The organism is Longicatena sp., assembly GCF_982403165.1.
In genome coordinates this window covers 51,272-74,690 of the sequence record NZ_CEVYEL010000006.1, presented here as the reverse complement: position 1 = coordinate 74,690, position 23,419 = coordinate 51,272, and the positions used below count along the sequence as shown (strand labels likewise).

General features: G+C 38.4%; 23 protein-coding genes and 1 other annotated feature. Of the genes, 1 reads left to right on the top strand and 22 read right to left on the bottom strand.

Annotated features, from left to right (window positions below):
- Positions 1–84 precede the first annotated feature (84 nt).
- The 17 genes from AC1VS3_RS02380 to AC1VS3_RS02300 form a co-directional block, all read right to left on the bottom strand.
- Complete coding sequence (locus AC1VS3_RS02380; protein WP_008688923.1) at positions 85–1,152, bottom strand: branched-chain amino acid aminotransferase; 1,068 nt, start codon at positions 1,150–1,152, stop codon at positions 85–87.
- Between the two features lie 234 nt (positions 1,153–1,386).
- The gene (locus AC1VS3_RS02375) at positions 1,387–1,821 is read right to left on the bottom strand and encodes a chemotaxis protein CheW (RefSeq protein ID WP_008688925.1); all 435 of its coding nucleotides are present in this window, start codon (positions 1,819–1,821) and stop codon (positions 1,387–1,389) included.
- Between the two features lies 1 nt (position 1,822).
- Positions 1,823–3,823 carry a chemotaxis protein CheA gene (locus AC1VS3_RS02370; RefSeq protein ID WP_008688926.1) on the bottom strand — a complete coding sequence of 667 codons (2,001 nt, stop codon included), beginning with the start codon at positions 3,821–3,823 and terminating at the stop codon, positions 1,823–1,825.
- Entirely contained in the window at positions 3,820–4,755 is a 936-nt protein-coding gene (locus tag AC1VS3_RS02365; RefSeq protein ID WP_008688928.1) for a GGDEF domain-containing response regulator, read from the bottom strand. The genes AC1VS3_RS02370 and AC1VS3_RS02365 overlap by 4 nt, the downstream gene beginning before the upstream one ends.
- Before the next feature lie 12 nt (positions 4,756–4,767).
- The gene (locus AC1VS3_RS02360; RefSeq protein ID WP_008688929.1) at positions 4,768–5,241 is read right to left on the bottom strand and encodes a chemotaxis protein CheD; all 474 of its coding nucleotides are present in this window, start codon (positions 5,239–5,241) and stop codon (positions 4,768–4,770) included.
- Positions 5,241–5,858, bottom strand: coding sequence for a chemotaxis protein CheC (locus AC1VS3_RS02355; RefSeq protein WP_008688931.1), 618 nt, complete (start codon positions 5,856–5,858; stop codon positions 5,241–5,243). The genes AC1VS3_RS02360 and AC1VS3_RS02355 overlap by 1 nt, the downstream gene beginning before the upstream one ends.
- Before the next feature lie 6 nt (positions 5,859–5,864).
- Positions 5,865–6,242, bottom strand: a complete 378-nt coding sequence (locus AC1VS3_RS02350; RefSeq protein WP_008688932.1) for a response regulator — start codon at positions 6,240–6,242, stop codon at positions 5,865–5,867.
- Between the two features lie 28 nt (positions 6,243–6,270).
- On the bottom strand, positions 6,271–7,950 hold the full coding sequence (locus AC1VS3_RS02345; RefSeq protein ID WP_008688935.1) for a methyl-accepting chemotaxis protein: 1,680 nt from the start codon (positions 7,948–7,950) through the stop codon (positions 6,271–6,273).
- A gap of 11 nt (positions 7,951–7,961) precedes the next feature.
- Positions 7,962–8,432 carry a chemotaxis protein CheD gene (locus AC1VS3_RS02340; RefSeq protein ID WP_008688938.1) on the bottom strand — a complete coding sequence of 157 codons (471 nt, stop codon included), beginning with the start codon at positions 8,430–8,432 and terminating at the stop codon, positions 7,962–7,964.
- Entirely contained in the window at positions 8,429–9,031 is a 603-nt protein-coding gene (locus AC1VS3_RS02335; RefSeq protein ID WP_008688939.1) for a chemotaxis protein CheC, read from the bottom strand. Before AC1VS3_RS02335 ends, AC1VS3_RS02340 begins: the two co-directional genes overlap by 4 nt.
- 29 nt (positions 9,032–9,060) lie before the next feature.
- The gene (locus AC1VS3_RS02330) at positions 9,061–9,861 is read right to left on the bottom strand and encodes a CheR family methyltransferase (protein ID WP_008688940.1); all 801 of its coding nucleotides are present in this window, start codon (positions 9,859–9,861) and stop codon (positions 9,061–9,063) included.
- Entirely contained in the window at positions 9,842–10,249 is a 408-nt protein-coding gene (locus AC1VS3_RS02325) for a chemotaxis protein CheW (protein ID WP_008688941.1), read from the bottom strand. The genes AC1VS3_RS02330 and AC1VS3_RS02325 overlap by 20 nt, the downstream gene beginning before the upstream one ends.
- Position 10,250: 1 nt before the next feature.
- Positions 10,251–12,593 carry a putative bifunctional diguanylate cyclase/phosphodiesterase gene (locus tag AC1VS3_RS02320; protein WP_008688942.1) on the bottom strand — a complete coding sequence of 781 codons (2,343 nt, stop codon included), beginning with the start codon at positions 12,591–12,593 and terminating at the stop codon, positions 10,251–10,253.
- Positions 12,590–13,018: a chemotaxis protein CheW gene (locus tag AC1VS3_RS02315; protein ID WP_008688943.1), complete on the bottom strand. Its 429-nt coding sequence runs from the start codon at positions 13,016–13,018 to the stop codon at positions 12,590–12,592. The genes AC1VS3_RS02320 and AC1VS3_RS02315 overlap by 4 nt, the downstream gene beginning before the upstream one ends.
- A gap of 410 nt (positions 13,019–13,428) precedes the next feature.
- Positions 13,429–16,053 (bottom strand): valine--tRNA ligase, encoded by a 2,625-nt coding sequence (locus AC1VS3_RS02310; protein ID WP_008688944.1) that lies wholly within the window; start codon positions 16,051–16,053, stop codon positions 13,429–13,431.
- The gene (locus tag AC1VS3_RS02305; RefSeq protein ID WP_481275486.1) at positions 16,037–16,603 is read right to left on the bottom strand and encodes a GNAT family N-acetyltransferase; all 567 of its coding nucleotides are present in this window, start codon (positions 16,601–16,603) and stop codon (positions 16,037–16,039) included. Before AC1VS3_RS02305 ends, AC1VS3_RS02310 begins: the two co-directional genes overlap by 17 nt.
- A 33-nt stretch (positions 16,604–16,636) precedes the next feature.
- Positions 16,637–16,850 (bottom strand) — a binding site (T-box leader).
- Between the two features lie 334 nt (positions 16,851–17,184).
- Positions 17,185–17,871 (bottom strand): LysM peptidoglycan-binding domain-containing protein, encoded by a 687-nt coding sequence (locus tag AC1VS3_RS02300; protein ID WP_008688948.1) that lies wholly within the window; start codon positions 17,869–17,871, stop codon positions 17,185–17,187.
- Between the two features lie 139 nt (positions 17,872–18,010).
- Between AC1VS3_RS02300 and AC1VS3_RS02295 the strand changes: the two genes are divergently transcribed.
- Positions 18,011–18,643, top strand: a complete 633-nt coding sequence (locus AC1VS3_RS02295; RefSeq protein ID WP_008688950.1) for a hypothetical protein — start codon at positions 18,011–18,013, stop codon at positions 18,641–18,643.
- 86 nt (positions 18,644–18,729) lie between these two features.
- Here AC1VS3_RS02295 and AC1VS3_RS02290 read toward each other — a convergent pair whose 3' ends face one another.
- From AC1VS3_RS02290 to deoC, 5 genes are read right to left on the bottom strand one after another with little or no spacing between them, the layout of a single operon-like run.
- The gene (locus tag AC1VS3_RS02290; protein ID WP_008688953.1) at positions 18,730–19,767 is read right to left on the bottom strand and encodes a zinc-dependent dehydrogenase; all 1,038 of its coding nucleotides are present in this window, start codon (positions 19,765–19,767) and stop codon (positions 18,730–18,732) included.
- A gap of 2 nt (positions 19,768–19,769) precedes the next feature.
- Positions 19,770–20,792 carry a Gfo/Idh/MocA family oxidoreductase gene (locus AC1VS3_RS02285; RefSeq protein WP_008688954.1) on the bottom strand — a complete coding sequence of 341 codons (1,023 nt, stop codon included), beginning with the start codon at positions 20,790–20,792 and terminating at the stop codon, positions 19,770–19,772.
- A 1-nt stretch (position 20,793) separates the two neighbouring features.
- Complete coding sequence (locus tag AC1VS3_RS02280) at positions 20,794–22,164, bottom strand: PTS fructose transporter subunit IIC (protein ID WP_008688956.1); 1,371 nt, start codon at positions 22,162–22,164, stop codon at positions 20,794–20,796.
- A gap of 32 nt (positions 22,165–22,196) precedes the next feature.
- Positions 22,197–22,640 carry a PTS sugar transporter subunit IIA gene (locus AC1VS3_RS02275; RefSeq protein ID WP_008688957.1) on the bottom strand — a complete coding sequence of 148 codons (444 nt, stop codon included), beginning with the start codon at positions 22,638–22,640 and terminating at the stop codon, positions 22,197–22,199.
- An 11-nt stretch (positions 22,641–22,651) separates the two neighbouring features.
- Positions 22,652–23,326, bottom strand: a complete 675-nt coding sequence (deoC, locus tag AC1VS3_RS02270; protein ID WP_008688960.1) for a deoxyribose-phosphate aldolase — start codon at positions 23,324–23,326, stop codon at positions 22,652–22,654.
- Between the last annotated feature and the right edge of the window lie 93 nt (positions 23,327–23,419).

Genomic DNA, 23,419 nt, shown 5'->3' with positions numbered 1-23,419 from the left:
GATTTTCACCCTAGATATGTGGCATGCCCGCCACAAAAAAAAAAAAAAAAAACGGTCAAAACCGTTTTTTTATTCGCTTAATGTTTATTTAACAATACGTGTCCAACCATACGTATCTTTTACATTTCCCCATTGAATACCTGTCAAGGTGTCGTATAATTTCTGAGTCAGTTCCCCCGTTTTAAAATCATTGATTGTTACGGTCTCACCCTTATAATAAAGTTCTCCTACTGGTGAAATAACAGCAGCCGTTCCTGTACCAAACGCTTCCTCTAGCTTACCCTTTCTTCCCGCTTCCATTAACTCATCAATAGATAAGTGACGCTCTTCTACTTCATATCCCCAATCTTTTAAGATATGTAAAATAGAATCACGTGTAACTCCCGGCAATACTGTTCCATCACATGGTGCGGTAATGATCTTATTATCAATTTTGAACATGACATTCATGGTTCCAACTTCTTCCACATATTTACGTTCTACACCATCTAGCCACAATACCTGTGTATAGCCTAATTTTTCTGCTTTTACCTGTGCTGCAATACTAGCGGCATAATTACCTCCACATTTTGTAAAGCCTGTGCCTCCCTTAGTTGCTCGCACATATTCATCTTCTACATAGATTTTTACCGGATTTACACCTTCCGGATAATAAGCACCTACTGGTGATAAAATAATCACAAACTTATAGGCACTGCTTGGATGCACACCAACAGCTGCTTCTGTAGCAAACATGAATGGACGGATATATAATGAGGTTCCCTCTGCAGTAGGAATCCAATCTACTTCATGAGCTACTAATTTTTCAATCGCCTCGACAAACATTTCTTCCGGTAGAATTTCCATGCATAAACGACGATTTGAGTTCGCAAAACGTCGTGCATTCATTTCCGGGCGAAATAAAAGTACGTTTCCATCCTTACTTTTATAAGCTTTCAAACCTTCAAAAGTTTCCTGTGCATAATGTAAAACCAGAGTTGCCGGATCCAAACAAATAGGCGCATAGGGTTCTATTTTAGCATTGTGCCAACCTTTATTTACTGTCCAATCCATTGTGAACATATAATCCGTAAAGTATTTACCAAAGCCAAGGTTTTGATCCCAAGCGGGTTTTTCCTTTAATGTTTTTGCCTGTACGTATTCAATTTCCATAATGACTGCCTCCCTTATATGATTATGTTTAGGTTACACCTATTTTGGGAATCCGTCAACCACCTTTTCATCGTTTTCATAAAATATAATCATTTTTTACATATCTTTTTCATTTATCATCATATTATTGTTCCTGATACGTATTAGAAACTTTTTATGTTCTGCCTTCTTCCTACATATGACTACCATCCATTCAAAAAAACAGACATCTTCATATGGATGTCTGCATGACTATCACCATGGATAAGCCGTATGGCGAAAACGTTCTAATAAAAAAGCAAATAATTTTTCTGTCGAAATAATCAATTGCATGCGATCATGCCACTTAAAAATCTGCTTGATTGCTATATCACTGTCTGCTAAAGCCTTAGGAACCTCCATAGCTTCACCATCTTCAAACAAATAGGGTATGGTATGCACATTCACAAAATAATAATGCTGTTTTGTTTCTACCATGATCATACAGCTAAGCGATGTATCAACCGGTACTTCCAATATATCATATAAATCAAGAACTGGATAACTTCTTCCCTGATAATGGGTCATGCCACAAACTCCTTGTGGTGCACAAGGCAATGGTGTAATCACACCATCTTGTAATATTTCAATAATATTGTCTGAGGCTATGCCATAATGTGTCTCTTGAATATCAAAACCGATATATTGCATATTATTCCCTGCCTTTCCAAGCATTTTTTAATAAAGTTTCCGCACGAAGATCATAACAAATATGTCCATCTCCTAACAAACTATAGCCACTGATACCTGTATGCTGCTGATACGTATCTTGTAATACGCCTGGAAGTGGCTTATCGACGATATTTCGCGTTTCGATGACTTCATCAACGGCCAATACCGCCTTCATCCCTTGACTATTTAAGATGATAAGGGTCTTATTCTTACGCTCTTGCATGGTTTTATCCCCCACTTGTTGATAAAGTTCATCAAGAAATAATACAGGCAGACTCATCTCCTTATAACGATAATACACATGTTGGCCTTGTACGCTAAAAACATTAGTATCCCAAGGACAGAAATGTTCAATCGCATGAATAGGAATTGCATAAACAATCGTATGACAGCGAATGATCAGTGCCGGTATGATGGAAAGTGTCAAAGGCAGATAAAGGATAAAAGATGTTCCTTTCCCTGCTTCACTTTGTATTGCTAATCGACCGTTACTGGAATTAATCATCTGTTTCACCACATCCAAACCTACACCGCGGCCACTGATTTCACTGATTTCTTCTTTTGTTGAAAAGCCTGGCATCAATAGAAACTGATATAATTCCTGATCACTTATTTGTGCATCTTTTGCTAATAATCCCTTTGCTATCGCTTTTTCGCGTATCCTTTGAGCATTTAATCCTCGCCCATCATCTTTTACCTGAATTTTTACTTCACCATTGCTTTGCTCAACGTTCAAGATAATTTCGCACTGCGACGATTTCTTATTGCGTAAACGCTCTTCTTTACTTTCCAGACCATGGTCAACCGCATTGCGTAATAAATGCATCAACGGTTCAAAAAGACGATAAACAATTTCTTTATCAAATTCCGTATCTTCTCCTTCAACCTTAAATACCACATCTTTTCCCTCTTTCACCGCCACATCGTGTACCACACGTGATAATTTAGGTACTAAAATAGCCATTGGGACAAGCCGTATAGACATAACGACCTCTTCTAAATGATCATATAACTTATCAAAGGTTTGTTTATAAAAATCTACCATAGCATCATTACCAGTTGTCTGCATATACACTTTTAAAGTTTCTCTAGCAATCATCATTTCACCAATCAGATTTTGTAATTCGTCTAATTTATCGGTTCTTACAGATAAAAATGTTTCTTTCTGTTCTTTTAATGTACCAACTTTTTTATTCATCTTTTTCTCATCATGAGCAAATGGAGTGTCTTTTAATGCTTTCTGCTTACAACTTTGAACAAATAAAGCATTCTGTGCCACCTTCATCGCCTGTTCAGGATGGTCGCTTGTAATTGCCAGATAAAATCCATGTTGTTGGATATAAGATGCCGCATCCTTATTGTTTTCTAATTCTTCAGGATATGTATGCAATTGTTGACATAGTGGTTTTAATTGTAAGACCATCATATAGGCTCTTACATTTTCCATCATACAACCTTCTTCGTATAAAAGATGTAAATAAAACGTATTCGCACCGACCGCTTTTTCAGGTTCAGGGATTGGCTTTTGTATTTGTTTAGGTATCTTACTAGTCTCTGCATCTTCTTTATGTTGCAGTGCATTCATCAGCTCTTCAATACGCTTGATAAAAAAAGATGGATCCGCTGGTTGATAAGATTCCTGCTTCATGATATCCAATTGCTGATGCATAAAATCAGATACATCATACAAAAGGGTGAATAATGTATCTTCATGAGACTGTAGGCGTTGTGGATCATCACGTAAAATGCCAAACACATCTTCTAAACGATGCATACAATTGGCAATCTCAGTCAAATTCATCATCGCAGATGAGCTTTTCGTCGTATGCATGACACGAAAAATGGCATGTATGTCCTCTTTCGTTAATGCGTGATCTTGTTGATGTGTCAATAGGATACGATCCAGTTGTTCAAAAAGATCATTGGATTCATATATATATACATCCAGCATATCTAACAGACTGTCATCGAAAAAACTCATAATACTTCGCCTGCCTTCAGATCTTTCATATGCTCATAACAGATAAAACAATTTTTTCCATGACGTTTTCCATAATATAAAGCTTTATCTGCCATCTCAACGTTTTCTGAGAAGGTCAATGCATGATCATAACAGGTGATGCCTTGTGTGAGCGTACAGTGAAAATCTTCTCCATTACTATGAAAAGGAAGATGTTCTACAGCATAACGGATCTGTTCCGCCACCTCTGTACAGTCTTGTTGCGTTACACCTTTAAACACGATGAGGAATTCTTCACCGCCCCAGCGTATCACTTCCCATTTCGCAGCTGTTGCAGCAAGCGTACTGGCAATACCAATTAAAACCATATCGCCGATTTCATGACCGAAATAATCATTTACATATTTAAAATCATCAATATCGGCAATGATTAACATCATCGGAATATTGATATCCAATGTATTCTTTAATTTTTGATCGACATAATTGCGATTTAATAATCCGGTTAATGCATCGCGAAATGCCAAATTATGCAATACACTCGCCTTCTCTTCCATTTTCTGTAACTCATCTTCTTTATGTTTCGTACGCAACTGCGACATAATGCGAATCAGTAGCTCGTCGGCATCAAATGGTTTTTTGATATAATCGCTTGCCCCAAGGGTCATACCTGTCAATACCGCATCATGATCATCACGGGATGTTAAGAAGATAATTTTGGTATTTTGAGGTGCTCTTTTTTGAATCTCTTCATATAGCGTGAAGCCATTTGTATCCGGTAATTCTACATCCAGTAAAATGAGATCGGGTTGAAAATCCATGACTGTTTGCATCGCCTGTTTCCCATCATGGGCAATTTTTAATTCCATTGTTTCCGATTTTAAAATCCGTTCCACCTGACTGGTGATCATGATACTGTCATCAACTACCAGAATCTTCCCATTCTTTTCCATACGCGTTTCTCCTTATATTTCTATATTGATATTTCTTGCGGACTTCACTTTGACAAGGCCATCACTACAATAAAACCAGATAGAGCGACCATAGTTTTTTTCGACATCTTCCCCTTTGATAGGGATTGCTAAATTTTGTAAGATCTGGCGAACCGCATTCACATTGCGTTTGCCAATATTCGTACTGATTTCACTGGCGAACATACATGCTCCTCCTGCAACTTTCGCATACATGCGTGATCGCACTGCCCCTTTTATCTGCATCTTTGTACATAAAGCCGTAATCCCTGTATCCGCATAACGATAAACATCTGGCTTATCAGGTATTAACTTGCTATCCGGCAACAAGATATGAACCATACCACCGATTTTGGCGACAGGATCATATAAGCAAATACCCACACAGGAACCAAGTGCATAGGAAATTAAAACATCATCTTCTTTGCCTATCGCTGCAGCGCCAATTCCTATGACCTTCTTTTGCATTAGGAAACTCCCAATCTTTCCAACAAGTGTTCAATAGAGGAAAGCTCTGGTAGAAATAATACATGACTGACAAAATCACATGCATTAATACGGAAACAATTTTCAATAAACAATAGCTCATCGCCCATTTGTGCAAAATGTATCATTGGTACACTTAGCAAGGAGCCTGCCATGTCTGTGCATGAGGATGGAACCGATACATGTATCTGCATGCCTGTCATAGAAGCAATGGCATTTATATAAGAACAGCACATGATATTACCAATTTCACAAATAGCACTTTGTGACATTTCATCAGGTTCACGAAGATCAATCGTACTTTTACCTAATACACCTTCTAATAATTGACGGGTGAATGTCTCATTTAACAAAAACATAAAGATTCCATTCATATCACCACTTGTTTCAATTAAAATGCCTACCTTTACCGTCTGTGCGCCACCTAATAATTCCTGAGCATCCTGATAAGGAACAATACGTACAGCAGGTGTTTGTAAATGAATTGTCTGATGAATCATAGACGATAACGCGGTTAATGCGTTTCCTGTTCCGATATTACCAATTTCTTGCAAGGCATCGCGTGCCAGGGCATTAAGATCTGAATAATTTTTCAGCATACATCATCACACAGCTTCCTGCACGATCTTATGCACAACTTCAATAACATCATTTGCATTAAAAGGCTTAACGATAAAGCTGGTAGCGCCAATACGGATAGCTTCCACTACCATTGCTTCCTGAGCCATAGCCGAACACATGACAACCGGTAATTTCGCCTTTTTTTCTTTTATTATTTTTAATGCTTCGATACCTCCCATATTGGGCATCGTAATATCCATTAATACCAAATCAAACTCCTGTTCATCAATAAAAGTTATCGCCTCTACACCATCTTTGGCTTCTACGATATCATAGGTATAAGCCGTATCCTTCGTAAGGATGTTTTTCAACATGGTTCGCATAAATATAGCATCATCTACAATAAGTATTCTTTTTGTCATAAATTTTCTACCTTCCTTATCCATATTCTTATATTTCAAAATCATTAACTAATTCACGAAGCACCTGTGCCTGCGCTGCCAATTCTTCACTGGCTGCTGCACTTTCTTCTGATGTAGCTGAATTGCCTTGAACGATTTCAGATATTTGTTCAATACTTTGACGTACTTGGCTAATCGCCTTTGATTGTTGCACGCTGACATCACTGATACGCTCGACATTGGCCGTTACTTGTTGTGCATTTTCTACGACATTTTGTAATGTTATAGATGTTTTATCCATCATTTTACTACCGCTTTCGATCGATAGACTTGTCTTACGAATCAATTCACTGGTCAACTTACTAGCTTCTGTTGTTTTCGCTGAAAGATTACGAATTTCTGCCGCAACCACTGAGAAACCTTTCCCTGCTTCTCCTGCTCTGGCAGCCTCAACCGCAGCATTTAAAGCTAATAAATTGGTTTGGAATGCAATATCTTCAATTTCTTTTACGATCATTGTGATATTGCTGGAATTTTCATTAATTTCATGATTTGCCTTTAACATATTTTCCATTTGTTCATGACTTTCCATGATCTGATTCTTCAAATTATTCGCATATTCGCTAACAACGATAGCATCATCAGCATTGCTTTTTACACTTTGTGATAATTCATTGATATTGGCAGCCAATTCCTGAATAGAGCCTGCTTGATCACTGGCTCCTTGAGAAAGAATTTGTGCCCCATTCGATACTTGCTGAGCACCCCCAGATACTAATTCAGCACTGGTGCTGATTTTCATAATGGCATTGCTTAACAGCTCTGATATCTCATCCAAAGCCGTACCAAGTTCAATAAAGTTCCCTTTGAATTTAACATTACTGCGATAATTTAATTTGCCATTGCCCATCATTCGCATACTTTTGGCAATCTCATCACTATAATACGATAAAGTTTTCACTGTTTCTCGCATGCTGTCAGCCAATTCGCCAAGTTCATTTCCACTTTCATATTGTATCTCTGTTCTTAAATTGCCTTCTGATAATTCGCGTGCTGCTTTCTTTATTTCAATGATTGGATGGGAGATATTACGGTATACCCAAATCCACATGGCAATAAGGAAGATCACCATGATAACTGAAGTAAGAGCGATAAAGATCATCATTCTCGAAATGGTTGATTTTCCATCACTATAGGCTTGAGCAGCATCTTTTTTCACTTTCGCCTCTAAACTTGATAATTCATTTCGCATTTTTATGGAACTAGCTTCATATTTATTCTGATAAAGCTTCGATGCTTCATCATATTTTTCCTGTTCAATTAAATCTAAAACCTTATCTCGATTATTTTTTAATTCATTTAATGCCGATGTTAACTTACTGACTTCTGCATCCGATACTAAGGCATCATCCATCATGTCCATCTGCCCTAAATTTTCTTCAACAACCGTAACACTTTCCATAATTTCTTTCTTTAATGCGGCCTGTTCTTCTTTGTCGTGATATGCCAAAGATTTGGTTACGGCAAGCACCGTTTCCATATTCTTAATGCGGGTAGACATACTTGTCTTTACCACTTCAAATGATTTTTCATAAAAATCTGTATAATTATCGGAAATCGTTGCCGCACTATATAAAGCTGTAACAATAATACTCAAAAACATGATTACAGTGATACCAAATGTCAGAATCAGCTGTTTTGATATTTTCATACTTCTTAACTTTTGCATTTGTCATCCTCCTAGATATGATATATAAAATCTCGTTTTGTCTCAATATACACATTTCCATCATCTAAATGAAAGTGCAATGTTCTTCCAAAGGTATCCCCGACATCCGCAGCCACAACAGGTATATGCAGCTGCATCAGTACATCATAGGCCATTTTGATGTTTCGATGACCGATATCATCTTCATGCTGTTGATTCTTTCCCTGAAACAAGCTTGCTCCCCCTATCAGTTTCGCGATCAAAGGCTGGTGACTTTCAGAAATAGATGTCACTTGATCATATAGCTGCTGGATACCGACATCCACATAACAACTACGCTCATCCTTTGTGCATTTAGGTAACAGACATTCTACAAAACCGCCACAACGGTCATAGGAATCATATAGGCAAATACCTAAAGAAGAGCCAAGTGCTTTAGCAGTGATGATACTATTACGATCACCAACTACGATTTCTCCGGCTTTTGCCAAGATTTCTTTCATCTACTCACCTCCAATGATGCGCATAGCTTATCAACACTGTTTCCCTTAACAAGAAAAATCAGCTCATTAGGTGTTTCACAGGATGACACCCAGAAGCTTCGGGAAATGCGAAGCGCCTGATGTTGATCCTGTACGGCCATTGTTAAGACTTCATTCAAGATGGAGCCCTTCATATCCATGGTAATGCTTGGCTGCTGAATGCGGATAGCATATTTTAAATACGAGGCAATTCCTTCCATAAACGCACTCGCCATAATGCTAGCAGTTTCCTCTAACATTTTTAATTCCTGTTCTTGGAGTTGATATGCACACACATCCCGTTGCATCACCTTTTTTAAATAGGTTTGGGCAAAGGTCTGATTGAGTAAAAACAACAACATTCCTTCCATATCACCGTCAAATGGCAATAGAATACTGATCATATGTTCTTCCACTCTTAGATCATTTGTTTTTAAATCCAATTGTGTCATTTTATCCACTTTGCTAACTGATAAATATACCTGTGTATCCATCAGCAAGGCAAGAGATGCTGCGGCATTACCACCGCTGATATTTCCAAACTCTTTCAAAGTTTCTAAAAGATAACTGTTGTTTTCCACTTTCTCACCCCTTTTCTTATGCAAAGTATTTACACTTTTCGATAAATGGAATGCCCACAATATTCCATATCCTGGGGTATCTCCATCAAAACTTCCGCATGCCCTAACACAAGGTATCCATGCACTGCCAAATTCTTGCATAAATTTCTTACTGTCTGCCGTCTAGCTGCCTCATCAAAATAAATCATGACATTTCGACACATGATCATCTGATATTTCACTGTGTGAAAAGGTTCTAAGACATTATGGAATTGAAAACTCACCTGCGCCTGCAATTTCGGCGATATCGTGAAGTTTTCATTGTTTTCATCCATATGCAAATAACGTTTTTGCCAGCTTTCCGGTATTTCTTTTAATGCCCTGATAGGGTAAGTAGCATTTCTTGCTTCTTGTAATACCGCATTGTTAATATCACAACCAACCATCGCAATCGAAGGCAATACATGCAACAAGCGATATTCTTCTAGCATCATCAATAAGGTATAACATTCTTGCCCACTGGAACACCCTGCCACTAAAATGCGTAACTCATTAAGATCTTTATCCAAATTGGGCAAAACATCAGTTTCAATATAGTGATAATGCGCCATCTCCCGACAGAAATACGTATAATTCGTCGTCAGCTGATTGATCATCGTATATTGCAATTCTTTGCTTTCATCCTTGACCATTGCATCTAAAAATTCTTGAAATGAATGCATACCGCGCTTTTTTACTTCTGCTATCATGCGATATTCTATTAATACACGTTTCTTCTTAAGATCAATTCCATAGTTCTCCTGCATTACACGGCAGAAATTTTCAAATTCTTTATCCGTCATCTGAATCATAACAACTCATCCTCTTTTGTAATAGTATATCTTCAATCAAATAAATCTCTTTTTCCTTTTTATATGCCCAAGTATCCTTCAGTGTTGTTGAAGGCTGCCAACAAGTATCCGCTAGCTCCATTGGTTCCAATAATGTATCAACCATCAGGGCAATCGTAGAATTATTCATGATCATATAATATGTTGCCTTTGTTTCCGTATGGAAAAATAATGTTTCAATATCCAGAAGTGCATACCAGGCACCATCTTCATATAAGATTTGTTGACTATAACGTTTGGCCAACGGTATGGGGAATGTCTGATGATTTGACGCAACAATTTTATACACATATTCTTGAGAAATCGCATATTCATGAGATGCACAGGAAAAATGTAAATAGGTGCCCATATCACAACTCCTCCATTTCAAACGGTGTCCACAAAATGTTATCCAATTCTTCCATTGGTAACGGTTTTGAGAAATAAAAGCCTTGTGCTTCCTCACAACCGATTTCTTGTAAGAAGCGAATATGTTCAATCGTTTCAATGCCTTCGCTGATGACATTGATATTTAACTGTTGGGCCATATGGATCACATTGGAAATAATAATTTTTTCCCGCTGATCCATTACCTTTTGGAAAAACTCTCGATCCAGCTTAATGATATCCACCGGCAGCTTTTTCAAAATGCTTAAAGACGAAAAACCGGTACCGAAATCATCCATAGACAATTTAAAGCCTGCCTGTTTCAACGCAATGGCTTTTTTCATGACATCATCGATATCCTCCAGCATGACACTTTCTGTTATTTCTAATTCAATCAAGTTACGGGGAATATCAAAATATTGACAAACATTGACAATTTTATTAACGATATCAGGATCACGCAAATGAACCCCTGATATATTAACGGCAATGGACAAAGGCTCAATACCTGCATCGATCCATGTATTGATTTGCATGCAGGCCTGTTTTAATACAAACATATCTAATTCGTCAATATACCCATGTTTTTCAAAAAGCGATATGAATGTATCTGGACCAATAATTTCATTACCGCGTTTCCAGCGTATCAAAGCCTCTAAGCCATAACAGCGACGTGTTGGAATGTGCACCTTTGGCTGATAATACACAATAAATTCATTGTTGTGAAAAGCCGCAATAATGTCTTGAATGAAATGATGTTCCTTGCGATGACTTGCTTCGTCTGCATCGTCAAAGAAGGCATAACTGCTCTTATGATACATCTTTATTTTTTTTCGTGCACTGTTCGCATGATCAATCATGCTTGGCAATGGCATGTTTTTCTCCTTGATCATATAGACGCCAATCATGCAAATAATCGGAAAAGCCAAATTTTGTGTATCCGCCATACGTTCCATGCGCCGGATAATATCCTCAATTCGCTGTTGTAGCTCAGCTTGTGATTCATAATGTAATAAAACAACAAAGATATCCGCATTCATACGTACAAAGCTTTCATGTGATTCCATGATCTGACGTAAAATCTGCGCCATCGCTACAAGAATGCGATTGCCATATGTATATCCATAATCGGTATTAATCATTTTAAAGTTCTTAATATCCAATGTTAATAAGGCCATTGCTTCCCCATATACTTGAAGATCCTCAGTTACCTGCTGTTTAAAGCGATCCAATTTCCACGCATCCGTCAAATGATCGTATTGGGATAAGGCTTCACTTTCTTTTTCTAGTCGTTCCTGCTGCAATGCCATAGATAGAATATGTGACAGATAATGAAAGGTTGCCATTTGCTGAGATGTCCACATGCGCACATTTTCTAAGTCTAATAAAGTCAAATAACCGATATAAGCACCATGCTCCACCAGCATATGTTGCATCAATGAATGGACACCACGTAAACGTTGGCGCTCTTCCATAAAAACATCATATTGTTTCAATTCTTCCATGCGATTACATACGATCATCCCATTTTCATCAAAGACTTCTTGATATCGTTCTCCGATAAATGAACTCATTTTCTTTAAATTATCATTCATCACTAAAGATTTTTTTAAAATATGTTCATGTGAGATATGGAATTCACGGTTTCGATCATCTCGCGTCATGATATATACATGGTGTACCTTAAAATAAGCACAGATATGATCTATCACCTGATCAATGCCTTTCTGCATGGTATCATTTTGATATAATATTTCTAACATCTGAAAAATAAAGAAAGCATCTACATCCTTTTGCGATATTTTAAAAGGAGTTATCTCATGAGGATATGGCTTTGTATCTTCATAACGTTCACTTACTTCACCAATATATAGATGCAAATCGTGTGCCCTTGCATACCGCATCGATCCTTCTGCCTTTTCCAACATTTCTTCAAAGGAGCTTTTGCTATCTGTATAACACACTCCGCAAGTTACCTGCATATCTTTATAAATCTGATTCTTATTTAATAAATGCTCGTAATACTGCAATTTTGATAATACCTGTTCTTTATCAAGATAGCCTGGATGGTAAAGAAAGAAGGTCGCATTTCCCACACGTGCGATACACGTCGGATAGGGAAACGCTGCATGTAACAAAAAACCACACAGACGAAGATCCTCCTTCACTTTTGTGAATGCCATTTTCGTAAAATGATGATGTAATAGAAACAGTGTATCCTGGGTTGCATCTGCTTTCCCATATTTAGCAATTTCTTTTTTTACAGCAACAATATTAAGGGTTCTTGTCAATGCATCAATCTTGCTGTTTTCTGCTCTATGTTTCATAGGCTCACACTTTCTTGTACATCGTGAAATAATTTTTCCACATCTATAACATAACCGACTTCATGTTCGGCATAGCAAACACAACCACCAAGAAAGCTGTTTTCCTTCGTTCTTACATATTTGGGCAAAGCATGAATTGGTGATGTCAGAGTAATTACATCTCCTACGTTATGAACACGTAACACCATTTGTTGATCATGCTGTTTTAAAACACAACAAATCAATTCTTCTTCTGCAGGTTCTTGTAAGAGCGCAGAAAAAGAATACATACGGATGAATTGATCCTGTAAGTAGTAATTACCATCATGATCCTTTCGTAATTGTAAGTCTTTTTCAATTGCAGCCATGTTTAGACTGTGTAAAGGCAGTAAAAACGTATACGTGTGACTGAACAACTGTACATAGACTTCCGTATTTTCTTTCATAACGATTGTTTACCCCTTATATAACCTACAACATAGGTTTCTATATGATATTATTTTATCACAAATATGTCACTTTTTTTATTTTATTATCAATTATCGCAATTTTCATTCGTAAAATATAACTTTTTATCTATATTTTCGTCTACATCTTATAAAAAAGCATCTTATTTGCTTTTGCCATCCCTAAAATCTTATGTTTACCTATGAAATACAATGGTTATAATTCAATAAAATTTTCTCTTATCTATTCGTGTAGTATTTCATTATATGGTATACCAACTTTTCTGAATAGCGTCTTTCTAACCTTACTAAATATGAATCATAGTATGAATATCTTGTGTCACCCATACAAAAAAAAGATTTTCAGAAGTAATCCTATTTCTAAAAATCTTTTTAAATCACTTAAATAATTAACGTCTTTTTTCCATTTCTTCTAATTGTTTTCCAACAATTGCATACTGTGCTTTATAGCCTTCTAACTTTTCCTTTTCCGCATTCACTTTGGCCTCAGGCGCTTTATTCACAAAGTTTGGATTGCTCAGCATACCTTCTCCACGTTTGATTTCTCCTTGCAAACGTTTCACTTCTTTGCTTAGTTTAGCAATCTCTTCTTCTACATTGATAATAGCTGCCAAAGGTACATTCAAGGTACCATGCAAGATTGGACGAACTGCCATTTCTTCATCTTTGGCATTATCTATCCAGGTCGCATGACACATCTTCTGTAAGATGGCATTTCTGTTTGCATCACTTGGCATGAGCACATCGTGTTCATCCTTAATGATAACTTCAATATCCATACTTGGTTTCAGATTGTAATCTACCTTAATAGCACGTACTGCTTCAATCATCGTTAGCAGCTGTTTTACCGCTACCATTTCGTCTTCACTCATGGTAACATCCACTTTAGTTGGCCAGCATTCCAAATTGATGCTTGCTTTTTCATGTGGCAGGCTTAAATAGATTTCTTCACTTACAAATGGCATGAATGGATGTAACATACGTACGATACCACGTAAAACAATGACCAGCGTAGAGCGTGCTGCTGTTACCACCGTTGCATCTGCACTCTGTAAACCAGCTTTGGATAATTCAATATACCAGGAACAGAAATCATCCCATACAAAATTGTACAATTCATTACCCACTAACGCAAACTCATATTTTTCCATGTTTTCCGTAACATTTTCCAATACTTCATTAAAGCGTTTTAAAATCCATTTATCAATCATTGACGCATTGCTTACATCGATATCCTCCAAATGGAACGCATCTCCCAACTGCATCAGCGCAAAGCGACTGGCATTCCAAATCTTATTGATAAAGTTCCAGCTTGCTTCGACTTTTTCATCAGAGTAACGCAGATCCTGCCCCGGAGTAGAATTCGTCGTCAAGAAGAAACGCAATGCATCAACACCGAAATGATCAATGACATCCATTGGGTCAATACCATTACCTAGCGACTTGCTCATCTTTCTGCCTTGTGGATCACGTACAAGTCCATGAATCAATACATCCTTGAATGGACGATTCTTCATGCAGTAACGCGTCTGGAAAGCCATTCGGGCAACCCAGAAGAAAATAATGTCATAACCGGTTACTAACAGATCATTTGGGAAATATCGTGCCAGATCATCCGTATTTTCCGGCCAGCCTAAAGTTGAGAACGGCCATAAAGCACTGGAGAACCAAGTATCCAATACATCTTCATCCTGCTTCCAGTTTTCCTGATCCTGCGGATCTTCCATGCCTACATAAATTTCATTGGTTTCTTTATGATACCAGGCAGGAATGCGATGTCCCCACCACAGCTGACGAGAAATACACCAGTCTTCAATATTTTCCAACCATTGATGGAATGTCTTTTCAAAACGTTTTGGATAGAAATTGATACGCTGTTCCGCTATTTCCTGATTTTTTAATACTTCTTGCGCCAACGGTTTCATCTTAACAAACCATTGTTTTGATAAATATGGTTCTACGATTACTCCGGTACGCTCTGAATGTCCAACTTGATGCATATGCTTTTCGATATGATCAACGACACCGGCTGCTTCAAAATCTTCTACTAATGCTTTCCGACAAGCAAAGCGATCCATTCCTGCATACTTACCACACATATCATTCATCGTTCCATTTGGATGCATACAGATTGGCATAGGAAGATTGTATTTTTTCGCCAAGGCAAAGTCATTTGGATCATGCGCTGGCGTACATTTCATGACTGCTGTACCAAAGCTCATATCAATATAATCATCCGCCATGATTGGCAAAGCTTCGCCATTTGCCGTGTTGATGGCATGCAACCCAACGATGTCTTTATAACGCTCATCATCCGGATGAACAAAGATAGCCTGATCGGCAAACATCGTTTCCGGACGGGTTGTCGCAATGACTAATTCTTTTCCCGTTTCAACAACCTTGTATTTGAAATAATACATGGCACCTTCGATTTCTTTATGAATAACTTCAATATTAGATAAAGCTGTCATTGCTTCTGGATCCCAGTTGATAATACGCTCACCCTGATAGATCAAACCATCGTTATACAGATCCACAAATACTTTACGAACAGCATGACTTAACCCATCATCCAACGTAAAGCGCTCTCTTGTATAATCTAAGGATAAACCCATCTTTGCCCATTGCTTACGAATCGTAGAAGCATATTCCTCTTTCCATTCCCAAGCTCTGTCTAAAAATTTTTCACGCCCGATATCATAACGGGAAATTCCTTCCCCTTTTAATCGTTCATCAACTTTTGCTTGTGTCGCAATACCGGCATGATCCATTCCCGGCAGCCACAGCATATCATAGCCTTGCAAACGTTTATAACGAGCAACAATATCTTGCAGCGTTGTATCCCAGGCATGACCTAAGTGCAGCTTCCCAGTTACATTAGGTGGTGGGATCACGATACAGAAAGGATCTTTTGTTTTATCTCCTGCTGTAAAATAGCCTTGTTCTACCCATGTCTTGTAGTGTTCTTGTTCAACTTTGTGATGATCATATTTCGCATCAAGTGTTTTGTTCATATAGCTTCCTCCATTCTTTTTTCAATATTGCATATAGCATCATATCGTGATAGATGCCATCACTTAACTTCATTGCTTCTTTACATATTCCTTCTAGACGAAAACCTAAAGCTTCTAAAACCTTGGCACTTCGCTTATTTTCATACGCCACCATTGCGGTTATGCGTCGCAAGCCAAATTGTGTAAAGCCAACTTCCAGCAATGGAAGTAAAGCCTCCCTTATATAGCCATGACCCCAATACTCTGGATGTAAGACATAAGCAAACTGTGCCGTATCATCCTCCAATGCATGGAAACACACATGACCGATGACCTTTCCCCTTTGTTTATCAAGCACGCACCAAGCTTGCGGTTCTCCTCGGCGTTCATAAGGCAAATAAAACGCTTTAAGAATGTGCAATGTATGTTCTACATCAGGATGTGGGGGAAAGGTAAGAAATTGCGTTACGCAAGCCTGCCGATAATAGTCATAAATATCACAGGCATCCGCTTCCTCCATACCACGCAGATACAGACGAGAGGTTTCTTTTTCTGGCATTGACAATTGCATATGCTCATCTCCCTCCATAAAAAAAACGTCCTGTATAAGGACGTGATGAACGTGGTACCACCTTACTTCGCATACTTTTATATGCCTCTACAGCACGAATAACGATGTGCCAACCCGAATATTCCTACTGCACTTTTCAGAATATCAACTCCAAGACTACCTTCCATGTATCCTCATGCTTTCTTACACCATCCAAAAGCTCTCTGTATTTCCGATAACATGTACTCCTTCTCTTCAGCGTATGTACACTTATTATAAACAAAACTTTTCTGCATTTCAACCGTTTTTTTATAATCAATCTGATAATCTTGTGGATTTATTTTTCAAGTACCGCACTTCTTGTACGACTGCTATCATTATTTCAATCTCATCTGATTTCATCACAATGTTGTCTGTCAGTCTTGCGTATTCTTTCAGACTTCATATGCCTATTCACCATATCTATTCTTGTAAGATATACCAAATATTTGTTGATAATGGTTGCAATCTTTGGGAATTCATTTTCAAGGTCAGAAACAGGACGAATTTGTATCATGTTCAAGCACCCCTTAAAAGGAAAAAGATGATTCCAAATAGAATCATCATGGTAAGATTACTAAAGTTTTGGCCTCAATCGTTTTATTATGATTACATGCACGTAAATCAGCTTCTTTCACCTCATAACGATTGGCAATACTGGCATACGTATCATTGGGTTTTGCGACAATCATGCGATAAGAAGTATACGTGGTATCGGCATCCTCAAATAAATCTTCAAATTCATCAACCGTCGTTTTTTCCGTTTCCGGTTGTTCATTTTCTGGAGTAGTGATAATCTCTTGTGCTTCTTCTTCATCTTGCTTATTGCTGTTCGATGTATCCGGTACTGGTGTTTGTTCTCGTTGTGGAATTGGTGTTGTCGTTACCGGCTGTGGTGTAATTTTTTTCTGTGGTTTCTCTGTTTCTTCTTTTAAGCCGCTAATGTTCATGAGTATTGTTACAAGTATCCCATTTTCATCCATCTTCCCTTCACATGCTTCCACCTGCATAGCAAAAGGCATTGTGCCCAACTTTTCTCTAGGTGCTAATACATCCATTTGCAATTCTTCTTCAAAAGGTATTATATTGCCATCCATTGTTTCATAACTGCCTTGAATATGCAGCGGCCCGGTTGCCCGAATACCATCTTCATCTTGATCATATTGCAGCTGTTCTTTTGCCTGCAGTGTATGCAAACGCTTTATTTCATCTGCATAAAACAGATGCTTTTCAATCTTCATTGTTTTCATTGTCAAATCCTCCTATCACTATGTATGCATCTTTTTCTCTAAATATGCCCATGTGAAAATAAAAACAACTTTCTTCTCTGTACTTTATCTTTTCTATGATAAAATAAATACAACAATAAAAAATAAGGAGTAAAGAATTATGATAAAAATTGAACGTTGCAGCGTTATGAATTTTGAAAACGCCATTCGCGGAGCTCGTAATCCGATGAATAGCTGGAATCGCATGGATTCCTATTATGATGATGAAGGAAACTTTGTGATGGGGCCTAATGATTTATCTTTAGCACAGCGTTTAGCAAAGGCTGGCAGTGACCATCGTAAATTTATTCGCCAGATTTTTGTTTCCGTAGATTTTACCGCACCAATGTACTGGTGGAAAGAATATGACACCTATAAAGTAGCAACGGTTGCCAATTCAACAAGCACCATGCATAAGATTGCCAGTAAGCCTTTTACATTAGATGACTTCTCTTATGAGCATATGAATGAAAAAGCCTTAGCATCTTTGAAAGCAGTCATAGCGGTATTGGAAGAGTTGCGCTTGGAATATTTAGAAACAAAAGATAAAACTGTCTGGTATAGCATGATTCAACTATTGCCAACCAGCTACCACCAACTGCGTACCTGTACCTTGAATTATGAAACGTTAATGAATATATATTATGCCAGAAGAAATCACAAACTGGATGAATGGCATGTTGTATGTGATTGGATTGCTTCTTTACCTTATGCAAAAGAATTGATCCTAGCTGTGGAACAAAAAGAACAATAAATGATAAAAAAGGCGAACTTTTCGCCTTTTTTATGTGCTTTCATATTTATTTACTACCATTATGTCATGCTCACTGTCTGATCAGATTATGCAAACGTAATGACATGTTTTAAACCAACGGCATGTGCTGCCTTATCCATCGCCTCCATGAAATCATCGATGGGATATGTTGCGGATATGATGCTATTCAAAGGGATACGTTTATCGTTTACCAATTTGCTGCAAAGTCGATAATCCATGACACTTTGTCTGGTACAGCCATAAATGCTCAATTGCTTGTAATGTACAAGATTCGTATTTAATGATACATTTTCGCGATCTTTAGGAAGACCGCCAAAAAATAACAGCTGCCCATTCATATTCATATACTGCAAGGATTGTGTTTGTGCTGTTGGTGCCGGAGCTGCAATGATGCATACATCTACGCCCTTTCCCGTATGCTTGCGTATCTCCTCTTGTAAATCACCTTCCACCAGAATCAAATCAGGAAAGAGTTTCTTCGCCTGTTCCATCCGTTCACGACTGAGATCATTCATGAACACCTTGGCAGCACCAAACAATTTTGCCACCATGATATGCATAATTCCAATCGGGCCGGCGCCGATAATCAAAACATCTTTTCCCGGTGTCATATGCAGACGCTTTTGCCCATTATACACACAGCTTAAAGGTTCCACCAAAGCAGCTTCCGCAAAGGAAATCGCATCCTGTAATACCGTAATATTTCCTTGTTGAATGGCGGTTGCTGGAATTTTTACATATTCGGCAAACCCACCGTTCATATTAATACCAAAGGCTTGGTAATGCTCACACAGATGTGTTTCACCACTCACACAATGATCACAAGTGCCACATCCCATATTGGGCGCAACAGCTACTCGTTGCCCTACTTCATACGCCGTGACTTGTTTACCGATTTTCTCAATGACCCCGGCAAATTCATGGCCGATAATCAAAGGATGTTCTTTAGATACATGTTGATAACCATTCTTATACATCCGAACATCACTGCCACAAATACTTGCAGCTTTCACCTTTAATAGGATTTCATCATCCCCTATTTCCGGCAGCGGAACTTCTTCTACGCTAATGTCTAGCTTTCCTTTTAATAATGCAGCTTTCATTTTTACTCTCCTATTCTGATTGGTCGTTTTTCAAGTAACGAACGCAATCCTTCACGTACCAGAATCAATGCCATTTTACCATCATGTCCACTAACTCTAGGGGTATCATCTTCACGTATGCAACGAATAAAATCTCTTGCTTCATTAATATAAGCATCTTTAAATAACTTTGTCCAGGAAGGCATGACTTCAGCATGCATGCACTTATCATGAGTGGCGATGCTCACATTGTTGTTTTTCTGTGAACCTACCAATACATTGCCACATGTACCTAATATCTCCGCTCTGGCATCATAGCCATACTGTACATATTGTGCTCCATCAATCATGCCGATAATGCCATTTTCAAATTCCAATAATACAGCCACGGTATCATAATAGTCTGGATATTCTGCTTTTTTTTCGCAGGAGCGAAAATTTCTTCCAATTGCATGAATACTTTTTACTTCGCTGTCGGCATACCAGCGCAACGTATCGAAATCATGGCTGTTAACTTCTCCGATAGGTCCACTGCTTTTTGCTATATCATACATCCATTCTTTGGGCTCACTTGGTCCATGAGTCAGTGATTTAATCATTGTCACTTCACCGATCTTACCAGATGTAATGACTTCTTTTGCTTTCTGAAAGCTCTCATCATAACGCCGCATAAATCCTACTTGTAGCTTTACATGATGTTGTTTACAAGCTGCTATCATCTCATCACATTCTTCCGCTGAAATCGCCATCGGTTTTTCGCAGAACACGTGTTTGCCGGCAGAAGCTGCCGCCAGCACAATTTCTTTATGGGTACCTGTTGGTGTCACCACGATTACTGCATCTATCTCTTTATTCTGTAGTGCCACTTGATAATCCGCATACGTATAAGCAACATGAAGTTCTTCTTGGGCTTTTTTTAAATTTTCTTCACAGGGATCACATATTGCCAATAGACGTGCTCCCACGACGTTTCCCATATAGCTGCGGGCATGGATCATGCCTGCTCTTCCTGTTCCTATTAAACAGACGTTTAGACAATCTTTCATATTATTTTTCCTTCTTCCATAAAGATACCAGCAAGGCGGATACAACCGTACCAACAGCTAATGCCAATACCATCATAAAGACATTGGATGTAGCACCGGGAATTAACAAGACAAAGAATCCTCCATGTGGTACAGCAAGACCACAATTGAAAACCATTGACAATGCCCCGGTAATCGCAGAACCTACCGTAACAGAGGCAAGAACACGAATTGGATCGGCTACCGCAAAGGGAATCGCTCCTTCAGATATAAAGGATAGACCAAGAATCCATGCTGTTTTTCCTGATTCACGCTCATCGCGTGTATATTTTTTCTTTGCCAACACTGTGGAAGATAAGGCCATAGCAAGTGGAGGTACCATACCAGATAACATTACCGCTGCCATTACCGGACTTGTCTGTCCTTGCGTTAAGGCTGTTAAAGATGCAACACCAAAGAAATATGCTGCTTTTCCAATAGGACCGGCAAGGTCAATTGCCATCATGGCACCAAGAATGACCCCTAATACAACGGAGCTAGCACCACTCATGCTTGTCAGCCAAGATGTCAAGGTTTCATTCAACCAAGTAAGTGGTTTTCCGACGACAAAGACCATTAAGAAACCGGTAATGATACAGGATAGTACCGGAATGATCAAGACCGGCATCAGACCTTCAAACTTTTCTGGTAATTTTACAAAGGCTTTTTTAACACCTAAAACCGAGTAACCTGCAATAAAGCCTCCTAGCAATGCTCCTAAAAAGCCAGACCCGGAAGAAGATGCCAACATACCGGCAACCATGCCTGGTACAAGTCCTGGACGATCAGAAATAGAGAAAGCCACATAACCGCCAAGTGCTGCCCACATCAATCCCATGGCAGTACCACCGATGGTCTTAAAGGCTTCGGCAATTGCTCCTTCTGAATTAATACCACCAAATGCAAAAGATAATGCAGTCATGATACCACCGGCTACAACAAATGGAATCATATAAGATACACCTGTCATCAAATGAGCGTAAATACCTTTAAAGTTGTTATTACTTTCTTTTTCAACCTTTATGGTTTCTGTTTGTTTAGCACCTCCATAGATAGGAGCTTGCAAAGAATCCTTTAAAACCTGTTGTCCGTTTTTGATGGCATCATTGACATCTACTTCATATAAGCGTTTTCCATGGAAACGATCTTTGTTTACAGATGTGCTTGCCGCTATGACAACAGCATCTGCAGCCTCAATATCTTCTTGAGTTAATACATTTTTAGCCCCCACCGACCCCTGCGTTTCAACCTTGATGTTCCATCCGATATCTTTTGCGGCTATTTCTAATGCCTCAGCTGCCATATATGTATGGGCAATTCCGGTTGAACATGATGTAATCGCAATCAGTTTCATAATATCTTCTCCTTTTTCATCTACGATGTTTATTATTCGATAGCTTGATAAAACGTATCTATATCATTTGCCTGTAACAATGCCTCTTGAACTTCCTGATGCATGAGCTTACGCGCCAATGTACTGAGCATATCCAAATGCGTTTCATCTTCATGTTCCGGTATAGCGAGCATGAATACACAATAGACAGGCTTTTCATCAAGTGAATTCCAGGCAATACCCGTTTCACTCTTGCCAAAGGCAATACAGGCATGGGGTACAGTAGCCGATTTCCCGTGCGGTATAGCAATTCCACCTCCTATCCCGGTCGTATATTCCAATTCTCTCTCTTCTACTGCTTTCAGATAAAGTGATAAATTCTTCACTTTCCCTGCTTGATATAGTAGTTCTGCCATTTCCTTTAATGCGGCTTCTTTCTTATCAGCTTGGAGTTGGAAAGTTACACAATCCTTACTGATATATTCTTGTATATTCATTATTGATCTCCTTATTTTTCTGCCAGTTCATCGCATATTTTTATGCCTGAGGAAGTACCTAGACGAGTTGCTCCTGCTTCTATCATGGCCAATGCAGTTTTCAGATCGCGGATACCACCGGCTGCTTTTACTTGTACCTTATCACCGGCATATTGTTTCATGAGCCTTACATGGGCAATTGTTGCACCAGCACTGCCAAAGCCAGTTGATGTTTTCACAAAATCAGGCTCTACTTCTTTTGCAATTTTCGCAAGCTCGATGATTTCATCTTCCTCTAAATAACAGGTTTCAAAAATCACTTTGCAACAAACCCCATGTTTGCGAGCAATTCCTACTAAACATTCCATTTCTTTGCGAAGGTAGGCATAATCATGTTCTTTTACTTTGCCGATATTGCATACATAATCAAATTCCTGACATCCATTGCCAATGGCATCTTCAACTTCGGCAGCTTTTACAGCAATCGTGGTTTGCCCTAATGGAAAACCAATAGCAGCTCCACATAATACCGAAGAATTTTCCAACATCTTACGACACATCGCAACTGGATAGGAATTGATTGCTACAGATTTAAACCCATAAGCTTTCGCTTCCTCGCATAGCTGTTGGAAATCTTCTTTTGTCGCATAAGCTTTTAAGTTTGTGTGATCCACCATACTCGCTAATTCTTTTCTTGTTATTTTCATTTAATTCCTCCTATTTTCATTTGCTTTCGTTTTACAGGTTCATTATAGTCCTATATTTTTGTTTTGTAAATATATTTATTTATTTTTGTTTTT

Bases quoted from the DNA above. Each gene is read 5' to 3' on its own strand.
- AC1VS3_RS02370 (WP_008688926.1), bottom strand. From the start codon at position 3,823: ATGAGTTTTTTCGATGACAGTCTGTTAGATATGCTGGATGTATATATA.
- AC1VS3_RS02295 (WP_008688950.1), top strand. From the start codon at position 18,011: ATGATAAAAATTGAACGTTGCAGCGTTATGAATTTTGAAAACGCCATT.
- AC1VS3_RS02315 (WP_008688943.1), bottom strand. From the start codon at position 13,018: ATGAAAGAAAATACGGAAGTCTATGTACAGTTGTTCAGTCACACGTAT.
- AC1VS3_RS02340 (WP_008688938.1), bottom strand. From the start codon at position 8,432: ATGAAAGAAATCTTGGCAAAAGCCGGAGAAATCGTAGTTGGTGATCGT.
- AC1VS3_RS02330 (WP_008688940.1), bottom strand. From the start codon at position 9,861: ATGATTCAGATGACGGATAAAGAATTTGAAAATTTCTGCCGTGTAATG.
- AC1VS3_RS02345 (WP_008688935.1), bottom strand. From the start codon at position 7,950: ATGCAAAAGTTAAGAAGTATGAAAATATCAAAACAGCTGATTCTGACA.
- AC1VS3_RS02325 (WP_008688941.1), bottom strand. From the start codon at position 10,249: ATGGGCACCTATTTACATTTTTCCTGTGCATCTCATGAATATGCGATT.
- AC1VS3_RS02355 (WP_008688931.1), bottom strand. From the start codon at position 5,858: ATGCTGAAAAATTATTCAGATCTTAATGCCCTGGCACGCGATGCCTTG.
- AC1VS3_RS02275 (WP_008688957.1), bottom strand. From the start codon at position 22,640: ATGAATATACAAGAATATATCAGTAAGGATTGTGTAACTTTCCAACTC.
- AC1VS3_RS02310 (WP_008688944.1), bottom strand. From the start codon at position 16,053: ATGAACAAAACACTTGATGCGAAATATGATCATCACAAAGTTGAACAA.
- AC1VS3_RS02280 (WP_008688956.1), bottom strand. From the start codon at position 22,164: ATGAAACTGATTGCGATTACATCATGTTCAACCGGAATTGCCCATACA.
- AC1VS3_RS02285 (WP_008688954.1), bottom strand. From the start codon at position 20,792: ATGAAAGATTGTCTAAACGTCTGTTTAATAGGAACAGGAAGAGCAGGC.
- AC1VS3_RS02360 (WP_008688929.1), bottom strand. From the start codon at position 5,241: ATGCAAAAGAAGGTCATAGGAATTGGCGCTGCAGCGATAGGCAAAGAA.
- AC1VS3_RS02380 (WP_008688923.1), bottom strand. From the start codon at position 1,152: ATGGAAATTGAATACGTACAGGCAAAAACATTAAAGGAAAAACCCGCT.
- AC1VS3_RS02305 (WP_481275486.1), bottom strand. From the start codon at position 16,603: ATGCAATTGTCAATGCCAGAAAAAGAAACCTCTCGTCTGTATCTGCGT.
- AC1VS3_RS02300 (WP_008688948.1), bottom strand. From the start codon at position 17,871: ATGAAAACAATGAAGATTGAAAAGCATCTGTTTTATGCAGATGAAATA.
- AC1VS3_RS02290 (WP_008688953.1), bottom strand. From the start codon at position 19,767: ATGAAAGCTGCATTATTAAAAGGAAAGCTAGACATTAGCGTAGAAGAA.
- AC1VS3_RS02375 (WP_008688925.1), bottom strand. From the start codon at position 1,821: ATGCAATATATCGGTTTTGATATTCAAGAGACACATTATGGCATAGCC.
- AC1VS3_RS02350 (WP_008688932.1), bottom strand. From the start codon at position 6,242: ATGACAAAAAGAATACTTATTGTAGATGATGCTATATTTATGCGAACC.
- AC1VS3_RS02320 (WP_008688942.1), bottom strand. From the start codon at position 12,593: ATGAAACATAGAGCAGAAAACAGCAAGATTGATGCATTGACAAGAACC.
- deoC (WP_008688960.1), bottom strand. From the start codon at position 23,326: ATGAAAATAACAAGAAAAGAATTAGCGAGTATGGTGGATCACACAAAC.
- AC1VS3_RS02365 (WP_008688928.1), bottom strand. From the start codon at position 4,755: ATGGAAAAGAATGGGAAGATTCTGGTAGTTGATGACAGTATCATGATC.